Genomic DNA, 26,513 nt, shown 5'->3' with positions numbered 1-26,513 from the left:
GACACAACTGATTCTGGGGGGAGCAACTTACTTCATAAAATGAAACGCTTTCTTGGTAAATCCCATATCCAAAGCGTAGTAGAAATACCGGGCAGCGATGGAGCTGTATGGTTTCCATTTTTTGCATCGTTTTATAATGGACGCCGGCTGCAAATCTTTCGTTTTGTATAACCATGCGTATGTCTGCAGAAAGGCCACATCCTCGTAGGGAAGGACATCCATCCGATTCAGTGTAAAAATTAAAAACATCTTTGCTGACCAGGTACCGATGCCGCGCAGGTGCGTCAGTTCCTTCATCACTTCATCATCCGACATTGTAGGGAAGTTGGAGAAGTCGAGGCTGCCGTCTGTAGCGGCTTTTGCTATGCCCAAAACATTATCGGCTTTCGCATATGAAAGACCGGCACCCCGTAATTGTTCCCTGTCAAGTTTCAAAAGATTCTCCGGCGTTATGGATCCACCACAAAGAGCGGCAACCCTGCCGCCGATGACATGGGCGGCTTTGTTGGACAGCATTTGATTGATGATGGAGCGTACCAACCGGGCGAAGCAGTCAGGCTGGGTTCTGTATTCAATTTCGCCAACCATATCTATCAGCTTTGCCAGCCTCTTGTCCTTTTTGCAGAGATACTGGATGGCGGGGTGCTGGGAATTAAGGATTTGCACTTCTGCCATAGTGGTGTTCTCCTGTCGCACTTTTTTACATTATAACAAAAAATGGCCTATCAAAACTACAAGTTCTTATTACATTTACATTCTTCTGTTTTCTGTGGATAACTTTCATCTGAATAGCCAATATGATATAATTATAGTAGAATGTTTGTTCTATTACAATTTTCTTTTTTGATGGGAGGTATGGATGACAAAAAGTAATCTTTCATTTCAAGAATACGTTTCCAAACGGTTTGACAATGCAATTTTCAACTCTTTGGCAGCCCATGTTGAAAATGCAAGAAATAACGATTTTGACCGCCTTCGCCTGCGGTTACGCAGAATACGAAGAGTAGGCGATGTTGAACTTTATGATACGAAGGTATTGCGTGTTGATGCCTATGACCTTCCGGGCAGCAAGGTTGGCTTTGATATCCGTGTTGAAGCGCATGTCAAAGTCTGCGAAGGTGACCACCATTACGATAATGTTGAATTTCCGCAGCAATGGTTTGTACTTCGCTGTACGGGTGATTTGGATAAGGACTTGGCCGATTTCTCTGTTAATGGTATCGACATTTATAATTCAAAGGATAAATACAAGAGGAAACTGTATGATAGTCTAGTTCCGGTAATTTACAGGGACGAATGTGAACAGGCAGCAATGGATTTTCTGAAACGGCATTATCCGAAAGGACTTGCCCAGCCCGGATATATTGATCCTATAGAAGTCGCCAAAAGCATGGGACTGACCGTTGTCCAAAGATCCATTACCGAAGACTGCAGCATATTCGGGCAGGTTTATTTCCGGGACTGCGATGCCGAATTGTATAATGATGATACCGGTGAAATGGAAACGATTCATGTTCCGGCACGGACAATTCTTGTGGATCCGCAGACATATTTCCTCTATAATCTTGGTAAGGTCAACAACACTATTATTCATGAGTGCGTTCATTGGGATTTTCACAGGAAAGCATTTGAACTGGACCGGCTCTGTAATAATGATGTCAGTATGATTGGCTGCAGGGTTGTCGGTGGTGTTAAAGGACGTGACAGCCATGCGGTCGACATAATGGAACGGCAGGCAAATTCCCTGACCCCAAGAATTCAGATGCCGATGGGCGCGTTTAAGACAAGGGCCATAAAATGGATTCGGGAGTACCGGGAAAGAACCGGCAAGACAGACCTCATTGATATTATTCAGCCTGTCATTGACGCCCTTGCCATTGATTTTCATGTATCCAGGCTTGCTGCTAAAATCCGTATGGTGGATGCAGGTTGTGAAGAAGCGATAGGTGCCTTTAACTGGGTTGATGACCATTATGTGGCAACGCATCGCTTTAAAAAAGGTTCCCTGAAACCAAACCAGACATTCACCATCGGAGCAGAAGACCTGGCGCGGCAGTTAGTAAGCAATCCGAAACTAAAGGAAATAGTATCGGACGGCACGTATCTTTATGTTGATTCCCATCTTGTACTGGCATTTGGTAAATATGTTTGCATCGATGAAACGGGCATGACCGTCCTTACGGATTATGCCCGGAACCATATGGACGAATGCTGTCTTGCGTTTGATATGACCGTTGAAGGCTGTGACGATAATGAATATTACACCGTCTGTTACCTGAACAAAGACAAAGATGCGAGAGTCATCCTTAACATTGCGTATACGGATGGACTGCAGTTTTCACCACCGGAACGTCAGAAGAAAATCCTGGAAGAGCAGGTGTATCGGTATGCCAATCTGTATAAATCTTTTTCAACTGATTATGTAGATTGCCTTCAGAAAGCATATAAGGACAGCGGGTTGAGTTATAAAGAGCTGGCAATAAATATTGGAATGCACCCTGACGTAGTCAGCCGCATTATCAACGGCAAAAACGACCCTGCGGTTGAATCCCTGGCGCTTATCTGTTTGGGAATGAAACTACCATATAAATTGAGTAGCCATATCTTTCAATATTCACCCTGTGAGCTGTTGTATAGAAATAAAGACCATATCTGGATAGACGTGGCATTGCAGACTATGTCAGGACAATCAATGGCTTCCATTAAAAAATTTCTCAATAACCATAATGTTTTTATAATTTAATATTGACCAATCCTACCCAGCGAGTCGGATTTTTTACCGTATCGAGGCTAAAAACCTCGGTACGGTTATTTTTTTGCCTGTTTTCAGCCGTTTTTGACCCGACTCCAAGAGTAGGATGGCAATACTAATTTATGTCGTATTCTATGAGTGAAGAAGGTTAATCCTTCGGATAAAGCATACCGCCCTGTGAAAGTTCCCGGGTTAAGCAGGACGGCAGATATTACTAAAGACCCAATGATTTAAGCTGAACAGCAAAACACATCCCTACGCAGGGAACCCGCTACAAGGTGCATCACCTGATCAACGATGGCTCACACCTGGTAGCGGTCACAAAAACATATCGTAACAGCGATTCGTTGAGCAGAAACGCTGCATTTCTGGAACGGGGGGTTCCCCGACAGGACTGCGGTTAGGTTACTAATGCCATTTATCGCTGTACAGACGAGAGTCCTCCGTTCCAAACGAACGGAGGACGTTTTAATGAGATTAAAAGTTGTGTACGAAAACAAGGCGCAGTATCTGGAAATCAACGAAGAAGAAATGGCGCAGCTGACGGTAAGTCTCGGTATTAGTGTAATCGGCGCGATGCAGGAAGAAAAGGAAAAGAAGGTGCAGGAAGCCTTCGACGTACAGTTCAACAGACCGGACTACAACAGCTGGCACAAGCACCATCGCCATTGGGGCAATCCGGAAACCAGGGACGATCCGGGGGAGAAGGATTACAACAACGGACTGGGCATCAACGACGGCTATGACCATTTCGCCGAGGAAGAAAAGCGCTGGGAAGAGGAAGAAGTCAGGGAGAAGGTAAGGACAATGCTTCCCCCGTTACAGGCGGATGCGGTGATTGCCGTCTACCTGGACGGTGTCAGCGTAACCGAATACGCAGCTGCCCAGGGCGTTACCAAGAGCGCAATCAGCCAGCGGTTGGAAACGGCAAAGAAAAAAATAAAAAATATTTTCTGAGAACCTAAACTTTTGACCCTTCTAAAGGCTACCTAGTAGGAGACTGAAACATAATGGTTTCCGGAAAGTGAGGTAGCCACGATGAATGGAAATTTGAAGATTACCATCGCCAAGACCCCGCCGGCAGACAGCATCATCAACATGAAGCCGGTCTGCCTGCGGGAGAAGGTACTCCGGTGGCTGTTCGGGGTAGAGCAGAAGATCCTGGTTCTGGCCCCAGCGGACGAGGTTGAACAGGTTGAGATTGTGAAAGGGGGAACGCAGGATGGAGGCTGATATGAAAGAACTGGCGGCAGAACTGGCCAGGTGCGGAAACGCACTGCTCGCCTTATCCAAAGCGGTATCCGGCGGAAAACCGGAAACGACGGTACCGGCTGAAGCGGTTCCGTTGGAAAAGGTTCGGGCGGTACTGGCAGACAAATCTCGTCTGGGGCACACGGCAGAGGTGAAAGCGCTGTTGCAGAAACATGGTGCGGCAAAGCTGTCAGAAGTTGACCCGACGGAATATGCGGCCCTGCTGGCGGAAGCCGAGGTGCTGAAATGAGCAGACACGCTTTATTGACGGCATCCGGATCCAAACGCTGGCTGTCATGTCCGCCGTCCGCACGGCTGGAAGCGACCTTTGCCGATAAGGAGACTACGGCAGCGGCAGAGGGAACGGCGGCGCATGCGTTGGCTGAATACAAGATCAAACGGGCGCTCCGGTACTTCTGCAAACGCCCTGTGTCCGAGTTTGAAGATGAGGTCATGAATCAGGCGACCGATGACTACGCCGCATTCATCCTGGAGCAGATGTCGGAGATGAGGAAAGCCGGGGCAGAGCCGACGGTGATGGTGGAGACCAGGCTGGACTTTTCCAACTGGGTGCCTGATGGCTTCGGCACCGGTGACTGCATCATCATCGGCGGCGACACCTTGCATATCATGGATCTGAAATATGGGGCAGGGGTGCTGGTGGAAGCCGAAGGAAATAGCCAGATGCGCCTCTACGCATTGGGTGCAATCCAGCAGTTCGGCTGTCTGTATGATGTAAAAACCGTCCATATGACAATCTTTCAGCCCAGGCGGGACAACGTTTCCACGGCGACCATGACGGTGGAGGAGCTTATGGCCTGGGCGGAGACGGAACTCCGGCCCAAAGCGGAATTGGCCTTTGCCGGGGAAGGCAAGTACCATCCCGGTTCCTGGTGCTTGTTCTGCAAAGCCGCAGACCGTTGCCGTGCCAGGGCGGAAGAGAACCTTAAGCTGGCACGTGAAGAGTTCGGCCTGCCTCCGCTGTTGACGGACGAGGAGATTGAAACCCTGCTGCCACGGCTGTCGGACTTGGTTAAGTGGGCGAACGACCTTCAGGCCTATGCTCTGGACGCGGCGGTCAACCACGGGAAACATTGGGACGGTTTTAAGCTGGTAGAAGGCAGGTCTATCCGAAGGTATGCGGACGAAGAAGCAGTGGCAAAGGCCGCTGAAGAAAACGGCTACCGCGACATCTATCGCAAGGCCCTGATCAATCTGGGCGAAATGGAACGCCTGATGGGCAAAAAGAAATTTAGTGAGATTCTGGGCGCATACATTGTAAAACCGCCCGGCAAACCGACGCTGGTACCGGTCGGGGACAAGCGTCCGGCGATTACTGTAAATAACGTTAAAGCTGATTTTAAGGAGGAAAAATAAATGGCAAATACTACCAAAGTTGTAACCGGTAAAGTTCGTTTAAGCTACGCACATGTGTGGGATTCTGTTTCCATCAATGATTCGAAACCGAAATACTCTGTCTCCCTGATTATCCCGAAGAGTGATAAGGAAACTGTTAAGAAAATCAATGCAGCTGTGGACGCAGCCATCGAGGAAGGCATCGCCAAGTTCGGCGGGAAGAAGCCCAACAAGGCCGCTCTGAAACTGCCCTTGCGTGACGGCGATACCGAACGAGATGACGAAGTGTACAAAAACGCTTACTTCGTCAACGCCAACAGCACAACCGCACCGCAAATCGTTGACCGTGCAGTGAACCCCATCCTGGACCGGGAAGAAGTTTATTCCGGTTGCTATGCCCGCGTCAGCATCAATTTCTACGCATACAACACGAACGGCAACAAGGGCATCGCCTGTGGGTTGGGCAATATCCAGAAGATTGCAGATGGTGAGCCGCTGGGCGGCCGTTCCAATGCGAAAGACGACTTCAGTTCCCTGGACGATGATGACTTCCTGAATTAACACATAAACGGGGCGGCGGCAATGGCCGTCGCCCTTTTGTATTCGGAGGAATGATGAAATCAATCAGTATTGATATTGAAACGTACAGCGGCACGGACCTTGCCGACTGTGGCGTTTACCGCTACACGGAGGACCCGGATTTCACCATCCTGCTCTTCGGCTATTCCGTGGATGGGGAAGAGCCGCAAGTGGTTGATCTGGCCACCGGTGAAACAATCCCAAAGGAAGTCATTACCGCCCTGTCAGACCCAGATGTCATCAAATGGGCGTTCAATGCTGCCTTTGAGCGTGTCTGCCTGTCCCGGTACCTGGGTATCTACCTGTCACCGGTAGGCTGGTGCTGCTCCATGGTGTGGGCGGCGACCCTAGGGCTGCCGCTGTCTTTGGAAGGTGTTGGTGCCGTACTGGGGCTGGAGAAGCAGAAACTGCAGGAAGGCAAGGAACTGATTAAATATTTCTGCAGGCCGTGCGCTCCGACACAGGCGAACGGTCTCCGTACCCGTAATCTCCCCATTAATGCACCTGATAAGTGGGAGAGGTTTAAGTCATATAATCTGCGCGATGTGGAGGTGGAACTCGCAATCAAGAAGCGGATGTCTGCTTTCCTGGTTTCTGCAGATGAATGGCGGAACTACTGGCTGGATCAGCGGATTAACGATACCGGCATCGAACTGGATATGGTGCTGGTTAAGAACGCTATCCTGTGCAACGAACAGTTCAAAAAATATGCCCTGCAGCGGGCACAGGCCATCACCGGCCTGGAAAACCCAAACTCGCCGATACAGATGAAGGAATGGCTGGCTTCGCAGGGCGTAGAGATGGAGTCGCTGGCCAAGGAAGAGGTAGCGGTAAAGATAAAGGAAACGGCCGGGGGTGTTCGTGAAGCTTTGTGCCTGCGGTTGGAACTGGCGCGGTCAAGCGTGAAGAAATATGAAGCTATGGAAAAAGTTGTCGGCAAGGATAACAGGGCAAGGGGGTTGATCCAGTTTTATGGGGCCAACCGGACAGGGCGGTTTGCAGGCCGGCTGATACAGGTGCAGAACCTGCCCCAGAACCATCTGTCAGATTTGGCGGAGGCAAGGGGACTGGTACGTACTGGTAATTTTGAGGCCCTGGAAGTTTTGTACGATTCACCGTCGGATGTGTTGAAACAGTTGATCCGTACCGCATTTGTACCTAAACCGGGATGCCGTTTCATTGTTGCTGACTTTTCCGCTATCGAGGCAAGGGTCATCGCCTGGCTGGCAGGGGAAACCTGGCGGCAGAAAGTGTTTGCCAATAATGGCGACATTTACTGCGCCAGCGCGTCTGCCATGTTCCATGTACCCGTGGAAAAGCACGGGGTCAACAGCCATCTCCGGCAGAAGGGAAAGATTGCCGAACTGGCGCTTGGCTATGGTGGGTCGGTCGGAGCCCTGACCAATATGGGGGCGCTGAACATGGGACTGACCGAAGAAGAACTGCCCGTCATCGTAGAAAAATGGCGGAAGGCCAGTCCCCACATCTACCGGTTCTGGTGGGAAGTAGACCGGGCGGTGAAACAGTGTGTCATCACCCGTGAACCACAACAGTGCGGCAGGGTGAAGATTACCTATGAGAAAGGGATACTCTTTATCCGGCTGCCGTCCGGCCGCAGGCTGGCATACGTGAAACCCCGTATCGGTGTAAACAAATTCGGTGGGGATTCCATCACCTATGAAGGCATCGGTGAACAAAGGAAATGGATGCGCCTGGAATCATATGGCCCGAAGTTCGTGGAGAACATCGTGCAGGCCACGGCACGCGATCTGCTGGTGGAAGCGATGCGGCGGCTGTCCCATAAAGGGTACAAGATTGTTATGCATATTCACGACGAGGTGGTGCTGGAAGTGCCGGACGAAGTTTCTTCCGTGGCAGAGGTCTGCGCCATTATGGCAGAGACGCCGGTATGGGCGGAAGGCCTGATTCTGAATGCTGACGGTTACGAATGCAACTTCTATAAAAAAGATTAGACACCCTTAATTATTAAGCCCTTTCGTGGTTGTTAAGTAGGGGATGATTTCATTCCCATCACAGCCACGAAACGGTTACCGGTTATATGAAACGGAGGAAGTTATGAAGTTAACGATTTATTCAGCGGACTGCACAGGCAGGGAGAAGAACTGCCTGTACCCGCACAGGCACGAAATCACGGATGCTGACGGTTTCCGGCAGGCCGTGCAGAAAGACCATGTCTGCGCCGCCTTTAAGAACAGCTACCGCAGCAACGACAATTTCCTGGTTGCGGACTGCCTCGTCATGGACTGCGATAACGACCATACCGAGGAACCCACGGAATGGGTGACGCCTGCCAAAGTGAAGAAGGCATTCCCGGATGTGCAGATGGCGTTCTTCTTTTCCAGGAACCATGGGAAACCGAAGGAAGGCAAATCAGCCCGGCCCAGGTTCCATGTGTATTTCCCGATAACGGAATGCACCGATCCGGAAGAGTATGTACGCATCAAGCAGGAGATACTGTTCCAGTACCCCTTCTTTGACGATAATGCCATGGATGCCGCACGGTTCATCTATGGTTCAGACCAGACGGAAGTGGTCTGGGTCGATGGGGAAAAGACCATCGACCAGCTGATGCAACCTGTGGAGTCAGGCATCCCGGAAGGCAGGCGTAATGCCACCATGTCACATTTTGCCGGACGCATCATCAAACGGCTGGGTGACACACCGGAGGCGTATCAGGCCTTTATGGAGCAGGCATCAAAATGCAACCCTCCGTTGGACGATGAGGAACTGAACAAGATATGGAAGAGCGCCGTGAAGTTCGGCAGGAAGGTGACAAGCCAGCCGGGGTACATCCCGCCGGAAGTGTTCAACGCGGAGTTCACGCTGAAACCCGCTGATTACTCCGATGTGGGGCAGGCGCGTGTGCTGGCAAGGGAGTTCCGGGATGAACTGCGATATTCCCCGGCGACCGGTTTCATCCGCTATAACGGTAAGAACTGGGACGAATCCAGGGAACTTGCATTGGGCGCCTGCCAGGAACTGACGGACAGGCAGATGAAGGAAGCGGAGGACATGATGGCAAAGGCGTGGACGGTCATCGCCGACCAGGGTGCCGCCACCATCCTCCTGACCAACAGCAAGACGAAGGCCATGCAGCTGATGGACGATAACCAGCGCAAGGCCTATGACGCATACAGGAATGCCGTCCAGTATCATCAGTTCGTCATCACCCGCAGGGACACGAAGTATCTCAAGTCCTGCCTGGTCGCCGCGACGCCGATGCTCACTATCAGTGAGAGAGAACTGGACAGGGACGGCTTCCTTCTGAATACACCGGAAGGCACCTATTATCTGCCGGACGGGCTGGACGGCATCCGGGAACACCAGGCGGGGGACTATATCACCAAGATTACCAATGTATCACCCGGTTATGATGGGATGGATACCTGGATGGAAGCCTTGGACATCTTCTTCCGTGGGGACCGGGAACTGGTAGATTACGTCCAGCGCATCGCAGGACTTGCGGCTATCGGAAAGGTGTATGTGGAGGCCTTCATCATCGCCTACGGCGACGGGAGGAACGGGAAGTCAACCTTTTGGAACACCATCGCCTATGTCCTTGGCACCTATGCCGGGAAGATGTCGGCGGATACGCTGACGGTCGGCTGCAAGCGGAACGTGAAACCGGAGCTTGCGGAGGCAAAGGGGAAGCGGTTGCTGATTGCAGCCGAGCTGGAAGAAGGGCAGAGGCTCAATACCAGCAACATCAAACAGCTTTGCAGTACCGATGACATCTACGCAGAGAAGAAATACAAGGATCCGTTTTACTTCACACCGACCCATACGCTGGTGCTGTACAGTAACTACCTTCCCAGGGTGGGTGCGAACGACCCCGGCACATGGCGGCGGCTTATAGTGATACCGTTCCTGGCAAAGATAGAGGGCAGGGATGACATCAAGAACTACGGGGACTACCTGGTTGAAAAGGCCGGTCCCGCCATCCTTGCATGGATCATCGAAGGCGCGCAGGCCATCATAAAGGACAAGTTCCACATAGCCCGACCCCGGATTGTTGAGGATGCTATCCACGAGTACCGCGACAGCAACAACTGGCTGGGACATTTCATTGAAGACTGCTGTGATGTGGACAAGAGGTACCAGGAACGGTCCGGTAACCTGTATACGCAGTACCGGAATTACTGTATGCGCATGGGTGAATACGCCCGAAGCACTTCCGATTTCTATGCGGCGCTGCAGAACGCCGGGTTCGAGAAGTACCGGAACATGAAAGGGCGGTTCATCCTGGGACTACGCCTGCGTGTGGAGGAGTTCCTTGATGGAAGAGAAGCGGATTGAACAGAAGTTAGTCAGAATGACGTCACGATTGGGAGGGGTGGCGCTGAAGTTCATCTCTCCCGGCTGTGCCGGTGTACCCGACCGCCTGGTACTGATGCCTGGGGGCAAGGCTGCGTTTGTGGAAGTAAAGGCGCCCGGAAGGAAGCCAAGGCCGCTGCAGATAAGGCGTATCAGCCAGCTCCGGCGGCTGGGTTTCCAGGTGTTTGTGGTGGACGGAACAGATCAGATAGAAGAAGTGTTACAGAAGATTGGAGGTGATGCCTGATGAAGTTCGTACCACATGGTTACCAGCAGTATGCGATTGATTATATTGTGAACCGCGCTATTGCGGCGGTATTTCTGGATATGGGCTTGGGTTGAGGCAAGACTGTTATCACCCTGACAGCCATTAAGGAACTTATATATGAACGTTTTGAAGTGGGCAGGGTTCTTGTCATAGCCCCGTTGCGTGTCGGCAGGGACACCTGGCCTGCGGAGATAGAGAAGTGGGATCATCTGGAAGGGCTGACGTATGCTGTGGCTATTGGTTCTAAGGATGAGAGGCTGGCCGCATTACGGGCAAAGGCTGATATTTACATCATCAACCGGGAGAACGTGCAGTGGCTGGTGGAGGAAAGCGGGATACCCTTTGACTTTGACATGGTTGTAATCGATGAACTGTCATCGTTCAAGAACCATCAGGCAAAACGCTTCCGCAGCCTTATGTCGGTAAGGAGCCTGGTGTCAAGGATTGTCGGCCTTACCGGTACCCCGTCTAGCAACGGCCTCATGGATTTGTTTGCAGAATTTAAGATACTGGACTACGGAGCCCGGCTGGGAAGATATATCAGCCGTTACCGTGACCGGTATTTTTTGCCGGATAAGCGGAATGCCCAGGTGGTGTTCACTTACAAACTCCGCCCGGGCGCAGAGGAACAGATCTATAACGCCATCTCGGACATCACCATCTCCATGAAAGCGGAGGATTACCTGGACCTCCCTGCCTGCATCCATAACGAGGTGAAGGTGAAACTGTCCGACAGGGAACGGGGGATGTATGAAGAGTTCCGCAAACAGATGGTGCTTTCCCTGGGCGATGAAGAGATTGATGCCATGAACGCAGCAGCGCTGACCAACAAGCTGCTGCAGATGGCAAACGGTGCAATCTATGACGCAGAGCATAATGAGCATCACATACATGACCGGAAACTGGATGCGTTGGAAGATCTGATAGAAGCCGCAAACGGAAAACCCATCCTGGTGTGTTACTGGTTCCGGCATGACCTGGCTCGGATCCGTAAGCGGTTCGATGTCCGTGAACTGAAGACCGCGCGGGATATTACTGACTGGAACGGAGGGAAGATTCCCGTGGCAGTCATCCATCCTGCATCTGCCGGGCATGGGTTGAACCTTCAGTATGGTGGCTGCACGCTTATCTGGTTTGGGCTGACCTGGAGCCTGGAACTCTACCAGCAGACCAACGCACGCCTGTGGCGGCAGGGGCAGAAGGAACCGGTGGTCATCCACCATATCCTGACGGAAGATACCATGGATGAACAAGTGATGGCTGCATTGAACCGGAAGGATGAGACGCAGGCCGCACTGATTGACGCCGTGAAAGCGGTGCTGGAGGTATGATATGTTAGACCCCTATGAAAGACTGGCGAATGCCATCATCATACAAGCTGTGCAGGATTACCGGAAGGAAACGGGGACGGCTAAAACAAACCCGGAAAAGGCAAAGATCATAGCCTGGATACTGTCCGGTGACTTTTCCGCCATCACAGACTTGAAGCCGGAGGTGTTGGCAGCGGCATTGCAGAAGGAGGATGAGAGAATATGGGAGCAGTAGAATTATTGAAGCAGGCCTATTACATAGATGTGCGCATTGATAACAAACTGGAACAGATGGAAGCCCTGAACGCATTGGCCACAAAGGCTACCACGACGTTCGGGAACGAGCCTGTCAGCGGTACCCGTGATGTCCATAAAAGGGAAGAAACCATCTGCAAAATAGTGGACCTGCAAAACGAGATCAATGCAGACATCGACAGCTTGGTCGATCTGAAGCGGGAATTGAGGAAAACGATAGAATCCATTCCTAATGTTGATTACCGCACAGTACTTGAACTACGGTACCTGAATTTCCGCAAATGGGAAGAAATCGCTGTCACCATGGGGTACAGGCTCCGGAACGTGCATTACATCCATGACAAGGCGATAGAGTATTTGGACGGGGAAAAGGAATAAAAGTATTGAGTCATGCCCGGGTTATTGCCCCGGGCATTTTTCTTTTTTGTGATAGCGTTTTTTGGTATAATAGCAATATAAGGACAGGAGATTCATCATGTTTCGTAAATTGCGTTATTGCAAGACAGGATTGGTTGCCGGCCTGATAGGCATGATAACAGGTATGGCGGGACAAGTGTATATCTACGAATTCTCGGACAGGAGCAATGTACTGATGCAGGCCGCCGTCGTGTTCAAGGAACTGGATGAGCTGGCATTCCTGGTGGCGATGGTGTCCATCATTGCGTTTTTGTATTTCTGCGTAATGTTGGAATACCGGCGTTGGAGCCGACGGAAGAAGAGAGATACAGCTGTTAAAGATTAGATAAATACTTGCGAATAGAAAAAGTCATGTTTAAGCAAAAATGTCGGAACCAATTTGATAAAATGTTATAACGCTTTATATTCAAATATAAGCATAAAGATAATCCAATACCGGAGGATCGGAACGTGAGATACGCAGTTGACAGGTATGCGATTGGGACAGAAATAGAGGTTTGTGCTGATGATTTTTATGGAAAGTACATTCCTAATAAATTGTCACGTTTTCGCTGTCCTGAATGCGGCGAGATTGTTTATTTTAGATCAAAAGGTGGTAACCAACCTAATCACTTTTATCATAAAGTCAAAACAGATCAAACGCCTGAATGTGACAAAAGGGTAGACGGTCATGCTAAATTAAGCCTGTACCAACGGGTTGGACTGTCGTTATATTTAACTGGTGTTGTCAGCGGTAACCTGCAATTAAATATAGGGTTCCCTGCCATAGGCAGACATCTTCTCATGCAAGCGGAAACGCAAAAGTTGATAGTTAATATTATTGGTGATAACAATACTAAAATCGCCAAAAGAATAGATTCGAGCAACTTTTTTGAAGACCGGCTCACACTGATACCTGTAAATTTTGTTCCTAAAAATACTAGAAACTATAGTATTGAAATTAGCGGTACTTCTTCAATGCGATTGTTTTCAAAACAATGGGCAGGTTTTGCGGATGGTTTTGGCGTTGGTGGCGCTATATTTTCTTTTGAAGAAACCGGCGGGAAAAAAATCCGCAGAGGGGACTGTATTTCGACACAACGCACCTACTATCTTGTGACAAAGATTGGCATTCCGCCTCATAAAGAAATAAAATGTACAGAGATAGGAAAACTGTACTTAAAAAATAACGCTTACAAGGTGTATGTATTTGAAATCAACGTAGATTTAGATAACAAAGCTCGTTTTTTGGCCGTTAGCGACTATTTTAACAGGTTTTTTGGGGTAGTGTTATTAGAAAAACAACCTGAGTTAATTCCGTTATGGCCACCGGTAGTGGTTCAAGAATTTTTTATTCCTGTTAAAAATAATTCTTCTGTTGTTTGTTCTGTTTCAAGCGGCAATAGCAGCCCAAATGTGTATCTGTATAAAGAATTTGCGACAGCACCTGTTGACTTGCATAGAAACCGTTCAGGTGGTTATACTACTGAGATTTATGTTGGGAAAACGCCATCAATTCTTTCTGTTGACAGGAAATATGTTGGAAGGGAAGCCGTTTTTCAGGATAGGTTTATTATTAGGCCAAACTTTTCATACGAAATACAAATTGAACGGCCAAATCATGTAATAACCCCATGGGATAAAGTAACAGAGGATATCTTTAAGTCCGATTTTTCAGTAATTGCGAACAGCAAAATGGAGTTATATATTGGGAGTTTAAACCGGACGTTTCGTTATGAACCGATTAGAAGTGCGTTAACCGCAATTCCTTACAAAACTAACACAAATGAGATGTATTTAATCATTGAATCGGGAATTGCTTTTCATATCAAAGCACACGTTAAGGGGCAAAGAATTGAAATTGAAGATAAAGAGTTAGCAAAGTCGTTAACGAATTGTATTTGTGGGCAGATGGTTCCTATTCCTATGTGGGCGTATTACGGCATAAGACTGTTAAAGAGGAACGGTTACCTTCAAACATATCATAAAATTATGGCTTTGATTAACAATCAAGAAATCAGTATTGCATTGTTAAAACAAATGCGAAAACCAGAATTCATGAGAATTACTAATTTAAATAAGTTGATAAAATGAGTTTTACTTTTTTTCTTTTCTAAAAATGAATCGAAAGGGGTTTAATAAATGATAGTACTTACTAGTTTAACAAAAGAGGAAATCAAATATTTATGCAAGCAAATAGATCTTTCTGAGATACGTAAATGTTTTGAACAAAACTCTAAAGAGTTTGCTCATATACGACCAGGATTCCGTGCTGCAAAGTTATCGGATAAGGATACGATTACACTAGTAATAAATAACATAGAAAAACCTTTCATCAATCGTTTTATGACAGAGGTGGTTCGGAAATGGTTAAGAGAGATTAATGTATATAGTAAAAAACTTGAAGATGAAGGGTTGTCAAAAAACGAAGCCCTTTTAAAAACAATTCCGATAAGTGTTTTTAACGAGAATGTAGATTTGTATTTTAAACTTACCAATGATACTAGGAGCAAGGATTATATTAAACTTTTTAAAGACGTGCTTTTGATACAGCCAAAAGTGAAGTTTTCGAATACAACTAACGCTATTAGTGAAATTAAGGAGGAATTAGTTAAGGCAAATAATAGAATAAATGAATTAGAAGAAGTCATTAGAGAAAAAGAACAAACCTTGACTGCTGTAGAAACAAAATATAATGCAACTAATGATGAGATTGTTCAATTACAAGCAGAATTAGAAAGTAAAGACAAAAACATTACAGCAATACAGTCCGAGTTAGACCACTATAGAGATTTGGCGAATTACGCTGACGATGAAGAAAATATTGTCGAAAACAAATTTCAGCATATATCTATTGGGCAGGTGAAACAAGACCATTTTGCTGAAAAAAGATGGATTAATCGCATTGCTGATATAGTTAATGGGGAAATCAGGATTTTTATGTTTGACCCTAATAAACCTAAATACTTCGAAAACCGTAAAAGCTTGTTCTGGAAGAACGGTCCAGATGTTGATTCTGCGATTGGGGTTTGGAACTGGAATGCGTTACCAAATATTTCTAACCAGGATACAGACTTCGTGGTCACGGATTACAATAAGGATATTCATCTTACGGAAGTTGTTGAGTTTGAAAATTGTAAAAATCTGACTGAGGTTGCTGAAGTAATAAAAGAAAAATTTCCGCACACGTTTACGTGTGAGAAAATTTTATTTGTGTGCGCAGGAACAGATAGATTTAAGGCAAGATGTTATTCCATGAACTTTAAAGAGATGCTGTTTCAAGATCCTTTGGATCTATTTGAAGGCGAATACACAGATTTGAAGGTAATTACATTTTCGTTTGATTTTAACTTTGCAGCCAGATTGAGCAGTAAATTTAAAACTGTGGATATCGTGGTCGGTGCCGAATTTTTGAGTGAAAAGATTAATAAATCCCTTACAGAACAAATGGCATATATATTGGCGTCCGCTCATAACGTGAAACGACTGGCTTGTAATAATCAGGAATTTGCGAAACGTGTTATCGAAGGCGAGGTAAACATTAAATGTCCTAAATTTCTGTGTGACCACAGGAAGATTTATTTATTGAAAGCAGATGATGGTCGCACCCGCGTTATTTTTCCTTCTGCTAATTTGTCCGGCTCGGCATGGAATGTGAACCATCATATTGAAGATTATCCGTTCTGTGACGATAACGAATTTTATGAGATGGTTTTACAGGATTTTAAGACAATACAGAGCTTATCTTCTTCTGTGGTTTTAGATGCCAACGTACAGGAAGATACTGCGGTTATGAATGAAAATGATCCAGTTTCTCTTAAAGAGAATCCCATTATTGAAGAGGCAACGAAATATGTGGATACTGCGATTGTTGTTCAAAAAGTTGATAATCCAGAAACAAAGTTAACTATTGTAAATTACAATAAGGATATGGAAGAGTTTGAACCGCTGTACAAGGAATGTTTAAAGAACACCAGGCTAAAGGAAAATAAAGACGGCTATGTAGTAATTACGGCTAAAACGATAAACAAAATTCTTGTAAATGAAGAAACGTGCCGTTTGAAAAAAGTTACAGTGGAACAGATATCTGAAGGTTATCCCCGAATGAATATAGATTACGGCGCTCATAAAGTTTTCATTGGTAATGAGGAATTAGACTTGTCCCCTTCTGATGACGAAGTGAAAACGGATATATCGCTTTTGCTGGGGGCATTTGAAAACTATAAGAGTTTTGTTCCGGTTAGAAATATCTTGCCGGCACAGCACAATCATTTTAAACTATTGAACGCCATGTTTTCTTCTGTTTTTAATGCCATATTCCGTTGCAGGGCTAAAGTCAAGAAAATTGAAGGATTATCAGCCCTTCCGCTGTACATGCTTTTAAATTCAAAAGCTGACGGCGGGAAAACATTTATGGTAAGACTGGGATTAAAGATGATGACGGGAAAAGAAGTTAACGGATATAAATATGAGCAATTGGGTACTAAAACGGTATCAAAAGGAGACCATTTAGCTGCTTACCAGGAGTCTCATCAATGTATTCCTATTTTTGTTGACGAAGTAGATAAATATTTTGTCAGTTCATTTGGTAAAATGATTAAGTCCCCGCAAAGTTGCGAAGAACATATGCGCGAAAACCAGCCGTTGGTTATCTTTGCCAGTAATGATAATCCGTCTCCTAAAAAAGAACTCCGTAAACGGATGATTTTCCTGACTTATAATATTAAGTTCCCCAGTAAACAGATTCGCAGGGAATATGAGACATTAGGCGGTCATATCATTCATAGGATGGGAAACGCGTTTTATCGGAAATATCTGTCTATGATGCTTCCTTATGTGATTGACGAACTAGATAAGATTGACACAAGCAAAGATTTGTCTGATACATATTCTCCGGAACTGATGAAACGGTCTTCGGAAATTATTTTGGATATTATTCGTCAGTATGGGTATGAAGTTCCAAAATATATGAAGGTGTTATCATGGGATGAGGATTATGGTGATAATTCGCGTCCTACTTATGAAGAGGCATTGGACGAAATAAAGGATCTTTATCGGTCTAATAGAAAGATGTTTAAGGTTGAGGAAAAATTTGTTATAATTTGTCTGGATAAAAACATAGGTGAAAAACTGTGCACGAAGTGGGCAAATTCCCTTCCCAACGAGCTTTGTGCGACCATAATACCGGATACGAATTGTGCAAAGATACGGTTTGACCGTATGGAACTGGAGTATTTTTTAGGCTTTAAGTTTGATACGGGCTTGCGTGCCAAAATCAAGAACCTGCTTTCATAAAGGTGGTGATTTGATGAACAGGATAGGAAATATATATCTTTACGCGAAACAGGAAGACAGGATAGAAGAACTGCAGTATGTGTTGCAGAGCATAGGCGTGTTTTATAAGCATCGCGAGATTTATATCAGTCGTGAGCCACGGCGGAGTTTTGCAGAGTTGGAAAAGTTGAAGGACATGCTGCAGGAAGATGATGTGTGCATCATAACCAATCCCGCGTCGTTAGGTCTGAATGAAGCCGAGGTTGTCACGCAGTTGGATTGGTTTATAAAGAAGCCCCGTATCCTGCTCATATATGATTTTAAGACGACATACATATGGGGTGTATCAGAACCGTTAAATCAGGCAATCCTGCAGACGATACAGCAATCGATCCTGGCGCAGGCTGGGAAACGGATTGTGAAGATGCCTGAAAACAGGAAATCAAACGCGGGGAGAAGCCGCATAGAGTTCCCCGAAAACTGGGCAGAGTTATATGAACAGTGGGAAAATGGAAAGATAGCATCCAAGGATTTCTTGGAAAAAACAGGACTGAAACGGGCTACCTTCTATAATTTGATAACCGAATACAGGCAGATGATGGAAGAAAACAATAAATTTTTTGATACATTTAAAAGCGTGTAAGGAGAATCAAAATGTTGGACAGGATTTTCCATAATTTGTGGATGTTGTGTAAGATTTTGTTGGTGATTTGCCTGAGAGTTTGGTGTTTAATGTTCCTTTCTAGTGTGGGGAGTCTTTTCTTAAATACATTCAAACCTTTGCGGTTAAATATGACCTTCTTATTCAGGTGATATAACACAAGAGTAATTCACAAAGAAAGCCGCGAGGAAAGCGAAAAAATAATAGGTGACAAGATGCCCGCTCCGGAAACGAGGCGGGCGTTTTTTGTTGCTACAAGAAACAGGCAGGCTAAAACACTATATTTAAGTATGACAGCATAGACTGTCATAATATGTCGCACGAATCAATTTATGAAACTGTGTCAAAGCCAGTAACCATCTAGGGTTTGGCACTACTTATGTCACTGTCTGACACTCTTATATATAACTTTTATAGGGGAAAAATAAAAAATCCCTATAGTAAAAGTTAAGGATAGCACTGTCAAAGTATGACATAAGCCCGTGGTTACTGGGTTTGAAGCACTTTTGCTTCTGACAGTTCCTGGCACAGTTGGTGATGGGAAACAGACCATGTTTCGCAGTGTGCAAAAAGGTGCAAAATGGTGATGAGTTTTAGAAAAAAATGAAACCTTTCACCTTTTTGCAGAGATTTGCACACAGGGTTTGTGATATAATTATAATGACAAAAGTATGAGAATATGGAGCGGCCCGCGGGAGAGCGAATCTTCCGTGGGCTTTTTCTATGCCCGGAGGTGATGGGGATGCCGAGGAAGCCGAAGCACCCGTGCCGGTACCCAGGCTGCCCGCGACTGACGGATGAACGGTACTGCGAGGAGCACAGGAAGCTGGAGAGCAGGCGCTACGAGAAGTATGGCCGTGACCCTGTGGCGAAGAGGAGGTACGGCAGCGCATGGCAGAAGATCCGTGCCAGGTTCCTTGCCGCACACCCTCTGTGTGAGCAGTGCAGGAAGGAAGGCAGGCTGACCGTGGCGACGGAGGTCCACCACATCCTTCCCCTGGGTCACGGTGGTACGAACGACGAGGAGAACCTTATGGCGCTGTGCAAACCCTGCCACTCCAGGATAAGCGTGGAGATGGGAGACAGGTTCCGTAAGTACCGGGGCAAATGCTCGGGCATTTAAACGCACCCCAGGGGGGTTCCTGACCTCAAGGGAGGCTGGAAATCAGACCGGGCGGGGGGTCGCGTAAACAAAAACGCAGAATCAAACAGGGTAATAGGTCCCAGGAACAGGAGTTGATGAAATTTGGCGAAGGACGGAACGAACCGTGGAGGTGCCAGGCCAGGTGCCGGGGCGAAGAAAAAGCCGCTGGCGGACAAGATTATGGAAGGCAACCCTGGTAAACGCACCATCACGGTCATAAATTTTGATAACGCAGCCGAGCTGGAAGGGCAGGAGATGCCGAAGCCTTCCGAAATGTTGTCGGCGGTACAAAAAGACGGAAAACCGCTGCAGGCGGATGAAATATATAAAGAAGCGTGGGAGTGGCTCCATGAAAGGGGTTGCTCCTCTTTAATTTCAAAGCAGCTTTTAGAAATGTATTCCATGAGTTATGCCCGGTGGATGCAGTGTGAGGCAGCGGTGACGGAATTTGGTCACCTTGCGAAGCATCCCACAACGGGCAAGGCGCAGAGAAGCCCGTTCGTGGCCATGGGGGAGGACTACAAATCCCAGGCGAACCGGATTTGGATGGAGATATTCCAAATCGTGAAAGAGAACTGCGCCAGCGAGTATGGCGGGGAAAGTCCACAGGACGATTTGATGGAAAAACTGCTGATGGCCAGGAAGGGGCGTATGGGATGAACGTGTATGAGTTTATGCATCAGCTGAAGCTGTGCAAAAAATATCTGACGCCACAACAGTACAGAACTTTGAAAGGGCAGGCCGTCAAAGGCAATGTGGCTGAAGCGGAAAAAGGGCTGCAGCGGCTGCTTCGAAAAGAACAAAGAGAGGTACACACATGGCACAGCAGATGCAACAGGTGCCAATAGGGACGATATATCCGTATGGGAACAATCCCAGGGACAACACCAAATCGGTGGATAAGGTGGCGGAGAGTATCCGGGAGTTCGGTTTCCTCCAGCCTATCGTCTGTGACGACCACGGCATCATCCTTGCCGGCCACACCCGTTATCGGGCGGCAAAGAAGCTGGGGCTTCCGACAGTCCCGGTCATCTACGCAAGGAACCTGACGCCGGAACAGGCGAAGGCGTATCGGCTGGCAGACAACAAAGCCGGGGAAGATTCCCTGTGGCTGAACGACCTGTTGGCGGCAGAACTGGATGACATCAGTCTTGATATGAGCCAATTCGGCTTCGAAAATCCAAATGAATACACGAAACGGGAAAGCTGGAAAGTTTCCGCAAAGCTGTGCGACATGAAACAGCACATAGTGACGCGGGAAAAGGCCGGCTTTTTTTATACCACGTTTTTCGCGACGGGGAAGAAAGGCAGGCCGCTGGAAGAGATCAAGGCTGACCCGAGTGCGGTACGGCCGTTCGCCTTCAACCTTGCGGACTACCTGGAACGCAGCCTGGGTGACAACCTTGCCCGAAATCGCTGGTGTTTATGTACAACCCCACGGAGACGGCACCAGACGGGTTTCCACTTCGCTACCGAGATATGCAAGTTGGCGGAAGAGGAACTGGGCATCCAGTTTTATGAGGATGTGGTACTGACAAAGAACCGGAGCCGCATCGAGCCGGAGTTCATCCTGAACCGCGACCCCGTGGAACCGAACGTCATCCTGTTTGATGACATCATCACGACAGGCATCACCATCCGGGAGACGCGGCAGCTTTTGCTCGAGAAAGGCCACACGGTGCTTGTTGTGGTAGCCATACGGAACCAGTGACACAGAAAGTATACTTGAAAACTGACTTGCTATTTACCGGATAGTACGGGAATATGTGTCTGACCCGGAAAAGGAGGGCATACACATGACTACTACATTATTTGGTAAACAGGTCAGGATCATCGTGGCGGGAGGACGGGATTTCACAGACTATGCACTCCTGTCGCAAACCCTGGACGCGGTTCTGGAAAAATACACATTTTCCGAAGTGCAAATCGTATCGGGATGCTGCCGTGGGGCGGATGCCCTGGGCGAACATTACGCAACGGAGCATGGGATTCCGGTGAAACGGTTTCCGGCTGACTGGTTGGCATACGGGAAGGCCGCGGGGCCTATCCGCAACCGGAAGATGGCGGAATATGCCACAGAACGTGACGGGATGCTCGTTGCATTCTGGGACGGGAAAAGCCGGGGAACGGCATCGATGGTTCGGCTTGCGGAAAAGTACGGATTGCGAATTAAAACTATTACATATTAGTCGGCGGGTGACCACTCCTGCCGAGAAGGAGGCAGGATGGAAATCATCACAAAAAAGCTGGACGAGCTTATCCCGGCGGACTATAACCCAAGGAAGGACTTGCAGCCGGGTGACCCGGAGTATGAAAAGCTGAAACGCAGTATTCAGGAATTCGGTTACGTGGAGCCGGTGATTTGGAACAAACAGACAGGGAACATCGTTGGAGGCCACCAACGCTGGAAAGTGCTGCGCGACTTGGGCATTACTGAATTGGACTGTGTAGTAGTGGACTTCCCACCGGAAAAGGAAAAGGCGCTCAACGTAGCGTTGAACAAAATCAGCGGCGATTGGGACAAAGGAAAGTTGCAGGCACTGATTTACGATTTGCAGGCAGCGGACTTTGATGTGTCGCTTACCGGCTTTGAGGCAGCGGAATTGGATGATCTGTTTAAAGACGATATAAAAAATGGCGTCAAGGATGATGATTTTGATGTTGACGCAGAACTGAAGAAACCCTGCATGACCCGGCGTGGCGACCTGTGGAAATTAGGCCGGCACCGGCTGTACTGCGGGGACAGCACGGACGAGAAATCTTATGACGCATTGATGTGTGGTCACAGGGCGAACCTGGTGGTGACCGACCCTCCGTACAACGTCAACTACGAAGGCACCGCCGGAAAAATCAAGAACGACAACATGAACAACGATGACTTTTATCAGTTCCTGTTGGCGGCCTTTACAAATATGGAACAGGTGATGACGGACAATGCCAGCATCTATGTGTTCCACGCAGATACAGAGGGACTCAACTTCCGCAAAGCTTTTAGCGATGCGGGTTTTTATTTGTCCGGAACCTGCATCTGGGTCAAGCAAAGCCTCGTTTTGGGCAGGTCTCCGTATCAGTGGAAGCACGAACCCATCCTGTTCGGCTGGAAGAAAACCGGCAAACATGAATGGTACACAGGACGAAAAGAATCAACAATTTGGGAGTTTGACAAACCGAAGAAGAATGCGGATCATCCGACCATGAAGCCGGTGCCGCTGTTGGCGTATCCGATCCTGAATTCCAGCATGTCCAACTTTAATGTCTTGGATCCGTTCGGTGGCAGCGGTTCTACGCTCATTGCCTGTGAGCAGACCGACCGGATTTGCTACACCATAGAGCTGGACGAAAAATTCTGCGATGTGATAGTGAAACGGTACATCGAGCAGGTGGGCAGTTCCGAAAATGTAGAAGTCGTCCGGGATGGCTTGACCTACCGGTATGACGAATTGGAGGTTAAGGATGGGAACACTGACGCTGGGGAGTCTGTTTGACGGGAGCGGAGGCTTTCCGCTGGGTGGAATCCTGGCGGGAATCAAGCCCGTGTGGCAAAGTGAAATTGAACCTTTCCCGATACGGGTTACAACCAAACGCCTGCCGTTCGTCAAGCACTATGGCGATGTAAATACATTGGATGGCGGTGAACTGGAACCGGTGGACATCATCACCTTCGGCAGCCCTTGCACCGACCTTTCTATCGCCGGAAAACGGGCAGGACTGGAAGGCAGTCAGTCCGGCCTGTTCCATCAGGCCATTCGTATCATTAAGGAAATGAGGGAGAAGACCAATGGAATATATCCAAGGTTCATTGTTTGGGAAAATGTACCCGGAGCCTTTTCCAGCCACGGAGGGGACGACTTCCAGAAAGTCCTCGAGGAAATCTGCGGCATCTGCGGCGGTTCGGTTTCAGTACCTGGATCTGCGAAATGGGAGCCGGCAGGGTGCATCCTGGGTGATGGGTTCTCCGTTGCCTGGCGCGTCCTCGACGCAGACGCTTGGGGCGTGCCCCAGCGCAGAAAACGCATCTATCTTGTCGGACATCTTACTGGCCACTGTGCCGGAAAAATATTATTTGAGTCGGAAGGCTTGTCTGGGTATTCTGCAGAGGGCTTCCGCGCGTGGCAAAGAACTACCTGCCGTGTTGAAGGCAGCGCTGGAGAGACAGGCGGAACTATCTGCCTGAACGACCAGGGCGGTGTGGTCATGAGCGTGACGGAGGACGTCACCTGCACACTCCGCGCTGAAGCACATCACCCGCCGGTTGTGATGTCGGCGGGATTCTGTACGGAACACTCTGCGAAAGCCGGGAACATCGGCTATGAGGCTGAAACGGCTCCTACGCTCCGTGCCGGGGTGGTTCCTGCCGCTGTGTACGAGAACCACAGCCAGGATACCCGATATACCGGACCTGTGGAAACAGCGCCTACCGTGCTGTCCACTTACGGAACTGGAGGGAACAACCAGCCTTTTGTGGTGGAGCATGACACTTTCGGTATCTGTTCCAAGGACAGTAACTCCATGAAATCGGACAACCCAAAATCCGGGTTTTATGACGCGGAAACTTCCCGGACGCTGGATGCCAACGGTGGCAATCCGACCTGCAACCAGGGTGGAATTGCTGTAGTGGAGACCGTGAAGACCTTTGACGTGCGCCAATCATCAGACGGGACGCAGAACATGCGGAACCATGCCTATGAAAGCGACACCTGCCGGACCGTTGACAGAGGCGGGAACATGCCGGGGAGCAACCAGGGCGGTATAGCAGTAGTCGCTATCCAGGGCTCCTCGGAAAAGGTGACTTACTGTTCCACGAAGGCATCGTTCTTCACAAATGCAGCAAAGGAGAAGGTGGGGTCGCTGGTGGCTACCGATTACAAGGATCCCCCATTGATAAACTTCAGGTATGCAGTCCGCAGACTGACGCCGACGGAATGCGCCAGGCTCCAGGGATTTCCGGACTGGTGGTGTGCTAATTTGGAAACACCGGAGCCGACCGATGAGGAAATCCGCTTCTGGATGGATGTGTTCGAGACGCATAGGCGAGTGATGGGAACTGCCAAGAAGGCACGTACCCGGAACCAGGTCATCAAATGGTTGAAGAACCCGCATACCGATTCGGCGGAATACAAGATGTGGGGTAACGGAGTGGCGCTGCCATGCGTGTTCTTCGTGCTGGCGGGCATTGCGTATTATTGCGGAGAGACTTAACGGGAAATAAGGAAACTGTGTAAAAGGGCAGTTCAGGCTGCCCTTTTACTTATTCCAGCCGGGTGGTATAATATCACCAAAACAGAACAGGGGAACTGTGCAATGGCTTTTTACGTATATATGTTAGAGTGTGCGGATAAATCTTTATATACGGGTTTCACTGATGATCTGGAAAAACGGCTGGCGTCCCATAACGCAGGGGAGGGGGCGAAGTACACGCGTTCCCGGGGGCCCTGCCGATTGGTTTATGCGGAAGCCTTTGATACTAAACATGAAGCCTTGAGCCGGGAGTGGCATATTAAGCACACTATGAGCCGGAATGAAAAACTGAAGATGATTGACGATAGTAATAATATTTTGAAGAAATGACTTGACTTTCTGTGCCTTCAGAGTGATATATACACTAACCAAAGAAAACGCACAGGGAGGTAAGGAACATGAACGAATACAAAGAAAACAAGGCGGCCCACTACCGCCTGCCGAAAACCACCACGCTGGAAGACCTTGGCATGAAGGTCAGCGCCCTGGTTGGTGCGGTGTTGAAGATGGGTGACAGGGTTTTGGTCACCGACCGGGGATGGAAAGGATTTATCGCAGGCGTTTACGAGTTCGTTGATACTCCGGAAGAGACCGGGCTGGACGAAATCGAATGCCGTCTGAACCTGGTCGCCATGAGCCAGGAGGTTTTCGAGGATGGCGGACATGCGATTGCATGGGCGATGAACGCATAAGCAGAACAGAAAACACAGAGGAGCCGAAAGGCTCCTTTTTTAGTGCAATTATTTTTTAAGAAATCTAAAAATACAACTTGACTATTTCTGGAATCAGAGATACGGATTCCCGTCAAAAATCAGCGTAGATCCTTAAAAAATGAGTTGACTTTTACAAAATTCTGAGATACAAATCACTCCTATTATTTATCTCAAATAACATTAAAAATATATCTAATAATCACAAAATATAACTTGACTTTATGTGCGTTTAGAGTGATATATACAGTAACCTAAAAAGAAGGAGGTTCACAGAGATGAACGCAAAGACAAACGCACAGGGCAAGGACAGAAAGAACTTGGTAAAGGCCATCGCCGGGGTTACCGGGCAGGCTGCGAAGTACAACGGCGCACCGGCCTTCACCTACACGGTGGGGAATTACGCGGTGGAACGCGACGGCAGCATCACAACGGAAGACGAAGCCGGGATGAAGACCCTGGCGGCAGCCCTCTGGGAACAGGGATTCGAAATCGAGATGCCGGAGCCGGCGGAAGAAAAAGAAAGCGAAGCAGAGGAAGAGATGACCACGGATTCCTGGACGCTGACGATGCCGAGGGAAGACTTCACGGAAACGCAGGTCGACAACCTCGAAAAGATTATCGCCAGCAAGGCAGGCCTGATCAGGAAGGCGCTGGATTGCGAAGACCCCATCGTGGTTCTCACGGAAGACAGGGTGGTGTTCCCCTGGTTCAAGCGAATGCTTGGGAGCGGGGAGAGCTTGGCGGTCATGCACTTCATCACGGCGCTCTGCCGGATGGCAAAAAACGCAAAACGGATAACGGCAAAAGAGAAGGAAGTACCGAATGAGAAATACGCATTCCGGTGCTTCCTTCTTCGTTTGGGATTCATCGGAGCGGAATACAAGGAGACCCGCAAACGGCTTTTAGAGAGGCTGGAAGGTTCCTCCGCATTCCGCACGCCGGAAGAAGAAAAGGCCGAAACGGCAGAACAGGAGGCTTAAG

At 48.3% G+C, this 26,513-nt stretch carries 25 protein-coding genes and 1 pseudogene; 25 read left to right on the top strand and 1 reads right to left on the bottom strand.

All coding sequences use genetic code 11. The features are described from left to right. Positions 1-27: 27 nt before the first annotated feature. Entirely contained in the window at positions 28-675 is a 648-nt protein-coding gene (locus BM159_RS07955; protein WP_093913718.1) for a DNA-3-methyladenine glycosylase family protein, read from the bottom strand. Between the two features lie 184 nt (positions 676-859). On the opposite strand from BM159_RS07955, the gene BM159_RS07950 reads away from it, so the two are divergent. From BM159_RS07950 to BM159_RS07825, 25 genes and pseudogenes are all read left to right on the top strand, one after another. Beyond that, on the top strand, positions 860-2,743 hold the full coding sequence (locus BM159_RS07950; protein ID WP_093913717.1) for a helix-turn-helix domain-containing protein: 1,884 nt from the start codon (positions 860-862) through the stop codon (positions 2,741-2,743). A 480-nt stretch (positions 2,744-3,223) separates the two neighbouring features. Further along, the gene (locus BM159_RS07945; RefSeq protein ID WP_093913716.1) at positions 3,224-3,709 is read left to right on the top strand and encodes a sigma-70 RNA polymerase sigma factor region 4 domain-containing protein; all 486 of its coding nucleotides are present in this window, start codon (positions 3,224-3,226) and stop codon (positions 3,707-3,709) included. Positions 3,710-3,790: 81 nt separating this feature from the next. Continuing rightward, positions 3,791-3,985: a hypothetical protein gene (locus tag BM159_RS07940; protein WP_093913715.1), complete on the top strand. Its 195-nt coding sequence runs from the start codon at positions 3,791-3,793 to the stop codon at positions 3,983-3,985. Beyond that, entirely contained in the window at positions 3,975-4,253 is a 279-nt protein-coding gene (locus BM159_RS07935; RefSeq protein WP_093913714.1) for a hypothetical protein, read from the top strand. The genes BM159_RS07940 and BM159_RS07935 overlap by 11 nt, the downstream gene beginning before the upstream one ends. Then, positions 4,250-5,380, top strand: a complete 1,131-nt coding sequence (locus tag BM159_RS07930) for a DUF2800 domain-containing protein (RefSeq protein ID WP_093913713.1) — start codon at positions 4,250-4,252, stop codon at positions 5,378-5,380. Before BM159_RS07935 ends, BM159_RS07930 begins: the two co-directional genes overlap by 4 nt. Further along, positions 5,381-5,920 carry a DUF2815 family protein gene (locus tag BM159_RS07925; protein ID WP_093913712.1) on the top strand — a complete coding sequence of 180 codons (540 nt, stop codon included), beginning with the start codon at positions 5,381-5,383 and terminating at the stop codon, positions 5,918-5,920. 53 nt (positions 5,921-5,973) lie between these two features. Beyond that, entirely contained in the window at positions 5,974-7,911 is a 1,938-nt protein-coding gene (locus tag BM159_RS07920; RefSeq protein ID WP_093913711.1) for a DNA polymerase, read from the top strand. A gap of 103 nt (positions 7,912-8,014) precedes the next feature. Beyond that, positions 8,015-10,255, top strand: coding sequence for a phage/plasmid primase, P4 family (locus BM159_RS07915; protein ID WP_093913710.1), 2,241 nt, complete (start codon positions 8,015-8,017; stop codon positions 10,253-10,255). Then, complete coding sequence (locus tag BM159_RS07910; protein WP_093913709.1) at positions 10,236-10,520, top strand: VRR-NUC domain-containing protein; 285 nt, start codon at positions 10,236-10,238, stop codon at positions 10,518-10,520. Before BM159_RS07915 ends, BM159_RS07910 begins: the two co-directional genes overlap by 20 nt. Next, positions 10,520-11,872, top strand: a pseudogene (locus tag BM159_RS07905) (SNF2-related protein). Before BM159_RS07910 ends, BM159_RS07905 begins: the two are co-directional and overlap by 1 nt. A 1-nt stretch (position 11,873) precedes the next feature. After that, entirely contained in the window at positions 11,874-12,086 is a 213-nt protein-coding gene (locus BM159_RS07900) for a hypothetical protein (RefSeq protein ID WP_093913708.1), read from the top strand. Further along, positions 12,074-12,484: a DUF1492 domain-containing protein gene (locus tag BM159_RS07895; protein ID WP_093913707.1), complete on the top strand. Its 411-nt coding sequence runs from the start codon at positions 12,074-12,076 to the stop codon at positions 12,482-12,484. Before BM159_RS07900 ends, BM159_RS07895 begins: the two co-directional genes overlap by 13 nt. 97 nt (positions 12,485-12,581) lie before the next feature. After that, entirely contained in the window at positions 12,582-12,848 is a 267-nt protein-coding gene (locus BM159_RS07890) for a hypothetical protein (RefSeq protein WP_093913706.1), read from the top strand. Positions 12,849-12,973: 125 nt separating this feature from the next. Further along, on the top strand, positions 12,974-14,596 hold the full coding sequence (locus BM159_RS07885; protein WP_093913705.1) for a competence protein CoiA family protein: 1,623 nt from the start codon (positions 12,974-12,976) through the stop codon (positions 14,594-14,596). 48 nt (positions 14,597-14,644) lie between these two features. Continuing rightward, entirely contained in the window at positions 14,645-17,797 is a 3,153-nt protein-coding gene (locus BM159_RS07880; RefSeq protein WP_093913704.1) for a hypothetical protein, read from the top strand. A gap of 13 nt (positions 17,798-17,810) precedes the next feature. Beyond that, positions 17,811-18,419 (top strand): hypothetical protein, encoded by a 609-nt coding sequence (locus tag BM159_RS07875; RefSeq protein WP_093913703.1) that lies wholly within the window; start codon positions 17,811-17,813, stop codon positions 18,417-18,419. Positions 18,420-19,179: 760 nt separating this feature from the next. Beyond that, the gene (locus BM159_RS07870) at positions 19,180-19,560 is read left to right on the top strand and encodes an HNH endonuclease (protein ID WP_093913702.1); all 381 of its coding nucleotides are present in this window, start codon (positions 19,180-19,182) and stop codon (positions 19,558-19,560) included. Positions 19,561-19,683: 123 nt separating this feature from the next. Continuing rightward, positions 19,684-20,241: a P27 family phage terminase small subunit gene (locus BM159_RS07865; protein ID WP_093913701.1), complete on the top strand. Its 558-nt coding sequence runs from the start codon at positions 19,684-19,686 to the stop codon at positions 20,239-20,241. A gap of 157 nt (positions 20,242-20,398) precedes the next feature. Further along, on the top strand, positions 20,399-21,292 hold the full coding sequence (locus BM159_RS07855; RefSeq protein WP_218149548.1) for a ParB N-terminal domain-containing protein: 894 nt from the start codon (positions 20,399-20,401) through the stop codon (positions 21,290-21,292). An 85-nt stretch (positions 21,293-21,377) separates the two neighbouring features. After that, positions 21,378-21,770: a DUF2493 domain-containing protein gene (locus BM159_RS07850; RefSeq protein ID WP_093913699.1), complete on the top strand. Its 393-nt coding sequence runs from the start codon at positions 21,378-21,380 to the stop codon at positions 21,768-21,770. A 36-nt stretch (positions 21,771-21,806) separates the two neighbouring features. Further along, the gene (locus BM159_RS07845; protein ID WP_093913698.1) at positions 21,807-23,066 is read left to right on the top strand and encodes a site-specific DNA-methyltransferase; all 1,260 of its coding nucleotides are present in this window, start codon (positions 21,807-21,809) and stop codon (positions 23,064-23,066) included. Further along, positions 23,035-24,780, top strand: coding sequence for a DNA cytosine methyltransferase (locus BM159_RS07840; protein ID WP_093913697.1), 1,746 nt, complete (start codon positions 23,035-23,037; stop codon positions 24,778-24,780). The genes BM159_RS07845 and BM159_RS07840 overlap by 32 nt, the downstream gene beginning before the upstream one ends. A gap of 120 nt (positions 24,781-24,900) precedes the next feature. Then, on the top strand, positions 24,901-25,149 hold the full coding sequence (locus BM159_RS07835; protein WP_245763677.1) for a GIY-YIG nuclease family protein: 249 nt from the start codon (positions 24,901-24,903) through the stop codon (positions 25,147-25,149). Positions 25,150-25,217: 68 nt separating this feature from the next. Next, entirely contained in the window at positions 25,218-25,511 is a 294-nt protein-coding gene (locus tag BM159_RS07830) for an Nmad4 family putative nucleotide modification protein (RefSeq protein WP_177205968.1), read from the top strand. Positions 25,512-25,807: 296 nt separating this feature from the next. Further along, positions 25,808-26,512 (top strand): hypothetical protein, encoded by a 705-nt coding sequence (locus BM159_RS07825; protein ID WP_093913695.1) that lies wholly within the window; start codon positions 25,808-25,810, stop codon positions 26,510-26,512. Position 26,513: the final 1 nt, after the last annotated feature.

Origin of the sequence: Succiniclasticum ruminis DSM 9236 (assembly GCF_900112895.1) — a bacterium.
Taxonomy (GTDB): domain Bacteria; phylum Bacillota; class Negativicutes; order Acidaminococcales; family Acidaminococcaceae; genus Succiniclasticum; species Succiniclasticum ruminis.
This window is presented reverse-complemented; position numbering and strand designations above follow the sequence as displayed.

What these genes read in the sequence shown, in the direction of transcription:
- BM159_RS07955 (WP_093913718.1), bottom strand. Translation starts at nt 675, where the DNA reads ATGGCAGAAGTGCAAATCCTTAATTCCCAGCACCCCGCCATCCAGTAT.
- BM159_RS07950 (WP_093913717.1), top strand. Translation starts at nt 860, where the DNA reads ATGACAAAAAGTAATCTTTCATTTCAAGAATACGTTTCCAAACGGTTT.
- BM159_RS07945 (WP_093913716.1), top strand. Translation starts at nt 3,224, where the DNA reads ATGAGATTAAAAGTTGTGTACGAAAACAAGGCGCAGTATCTGGAAATC.
- BM159_RS07940 (WP_093913715.1), top strand. Translation starts at nt 3,791, where the DNA reads ATGAATGGAAATTTGAAGATTACCATCGCCAAGACCCCGCCGGCAGAC.
- BM159_RS07935 (WP_093913714.1), top strand. Translation starts at nt 3,975, where the DNA reads ATGGAGGCTGATATGAAAGAACTGGCGGCAGAACTGGCCAGGTGCGGA.
- BM159_RS07930 (WP_093913713.1), top strand. Translation starts at nt 4,250, where the DNA reads ATGAGCAGACACGCTTTATTGACGGCATCCGGATCCAAACGCTGGCTG.
- BM159_RS07925 (WP_093913712.1), top strand. Translation starts at nt 5,381, where the DNA reads ATGGCAAATACTACCAAAGTTGTAACCGGTAAAGTTCGTTTAAGCTAC.
- BM159_RS07920 (WP_093913711.1), top strand. Translation starts at nt 5,974, where the DNA reads ATGAAATCAATCAGTATTGATATTGAAACGTACAGCGGCACGGACCTT.
- BM159_RS07915 (WP_093913710.1), top strand. Translation starts at nt 8,015, where the DNA reads ATGAAGTTAACGATTTATTCAGCGGACTGCACAGGCAGGGAGAAGAAC.
- BM159_RS07910 (WP_093913709.1), top strand. Translation starts at nt 10,236, where the DNA reads ATGGAAGAGAAGCGGATTGAACAGAAGTTAGTCAGAATGACGTCACGA.
- BM159_RS07900 (WP_093913708.1), top strand. Translation starts at nt 11,874, where the DNA reads ATGTTAGACCCCTATGAAAGACTGGCGAATGCCATCATCATACAAGCT.
- BM159_RS07895 (WP_093913707.1), top strand. Translation starts at nt 12,074, where the DNA reads ATGGGAGCAGTAGAATTATTGAAGCAGGCCTATTACATAGATGTGCGC.
- BM159_RS07890 (WP_093913706.1), top strand. Translation starts at nt 12,582, where the DNA reads ATGTTTCGTAAATTGCGTTATTGCAAGACAGGATTGGTTGCCGGCCTG.
- BM159_RS07880 (WP_093913704.1), top strand. Translation starts at nt 14,645, where the DNA reads ATGATAGTACTTACTAGTTTAACAAAAGAGGAAATCAAATATTTATGC.
- BM159_RS07875 (WP_093913703.1), top strand. Translation starts at nt 17,811, where the DNA reads ATGAACAGGATAGGAAATATATATCTTTACGCGAAACAGGAAGACAGG.
- BM159_RS07870 (WP_093913702.1), top strand. Translation starts at nt 19,180, where the DNA reads ATGCCGAGGAAGCCGAAGCACCCGTGCCGGTACCCAGGCTGCCCGCGA.
- BM159_RS07855 (WP_218149548.1), top strand. Translation starts at nt 20,399, where the DNA reads ATGGCACAGCAGATGCAACAGGTGCCAATAGGGACGATATATCCGTAT.
- BM159_RS07850 (WP_093913699.1), top strand. Translation starts at nt 21,378, where the DNA reads ATGACTACTACATTATTTGGTAAACAGGTCAGGATCATCGTGGCGGGA.
- BM159_RS07845 (WP_093913698.1), top strand. Translation starts at nt 21,807, where the DNA reads ATGGAAATCATCACAAAAAAGCTGGACGAGCTTATCCCGGCGGACTAT.
- BM159_RS07840 (WP_093913697.1), top strand. Translation starts at nt 23,035, where the DNA reads ATGGGAACACTGACGCTGGGGAGTCTGTTTGACGGGAGCGGAGGCTTT.
- BM159_RS07835 (WP_245763677.1), top strand. Translation starts at nt 24,901, where the DNA reads ATGTTAGAGTGTGCGGATAAATCTTTATATACGGGTTTCACTGATGAT.
- BM159_RS07830 (WP_177205968.1), top strand. Translation starts at nt 25,218, where the DNA reads ATGAACGAATACAAAGAAAACAAGGCGGCCCACTACCGCCTGCCGAAA.
- BM159_RS07825 (WP_093913695.1), top strand. Translation starts at nt 25,808, where the DNA reads ATGAACGCAAAGACAAACGCACAGGGCAAGGACAGAAAGAACTTGGTA.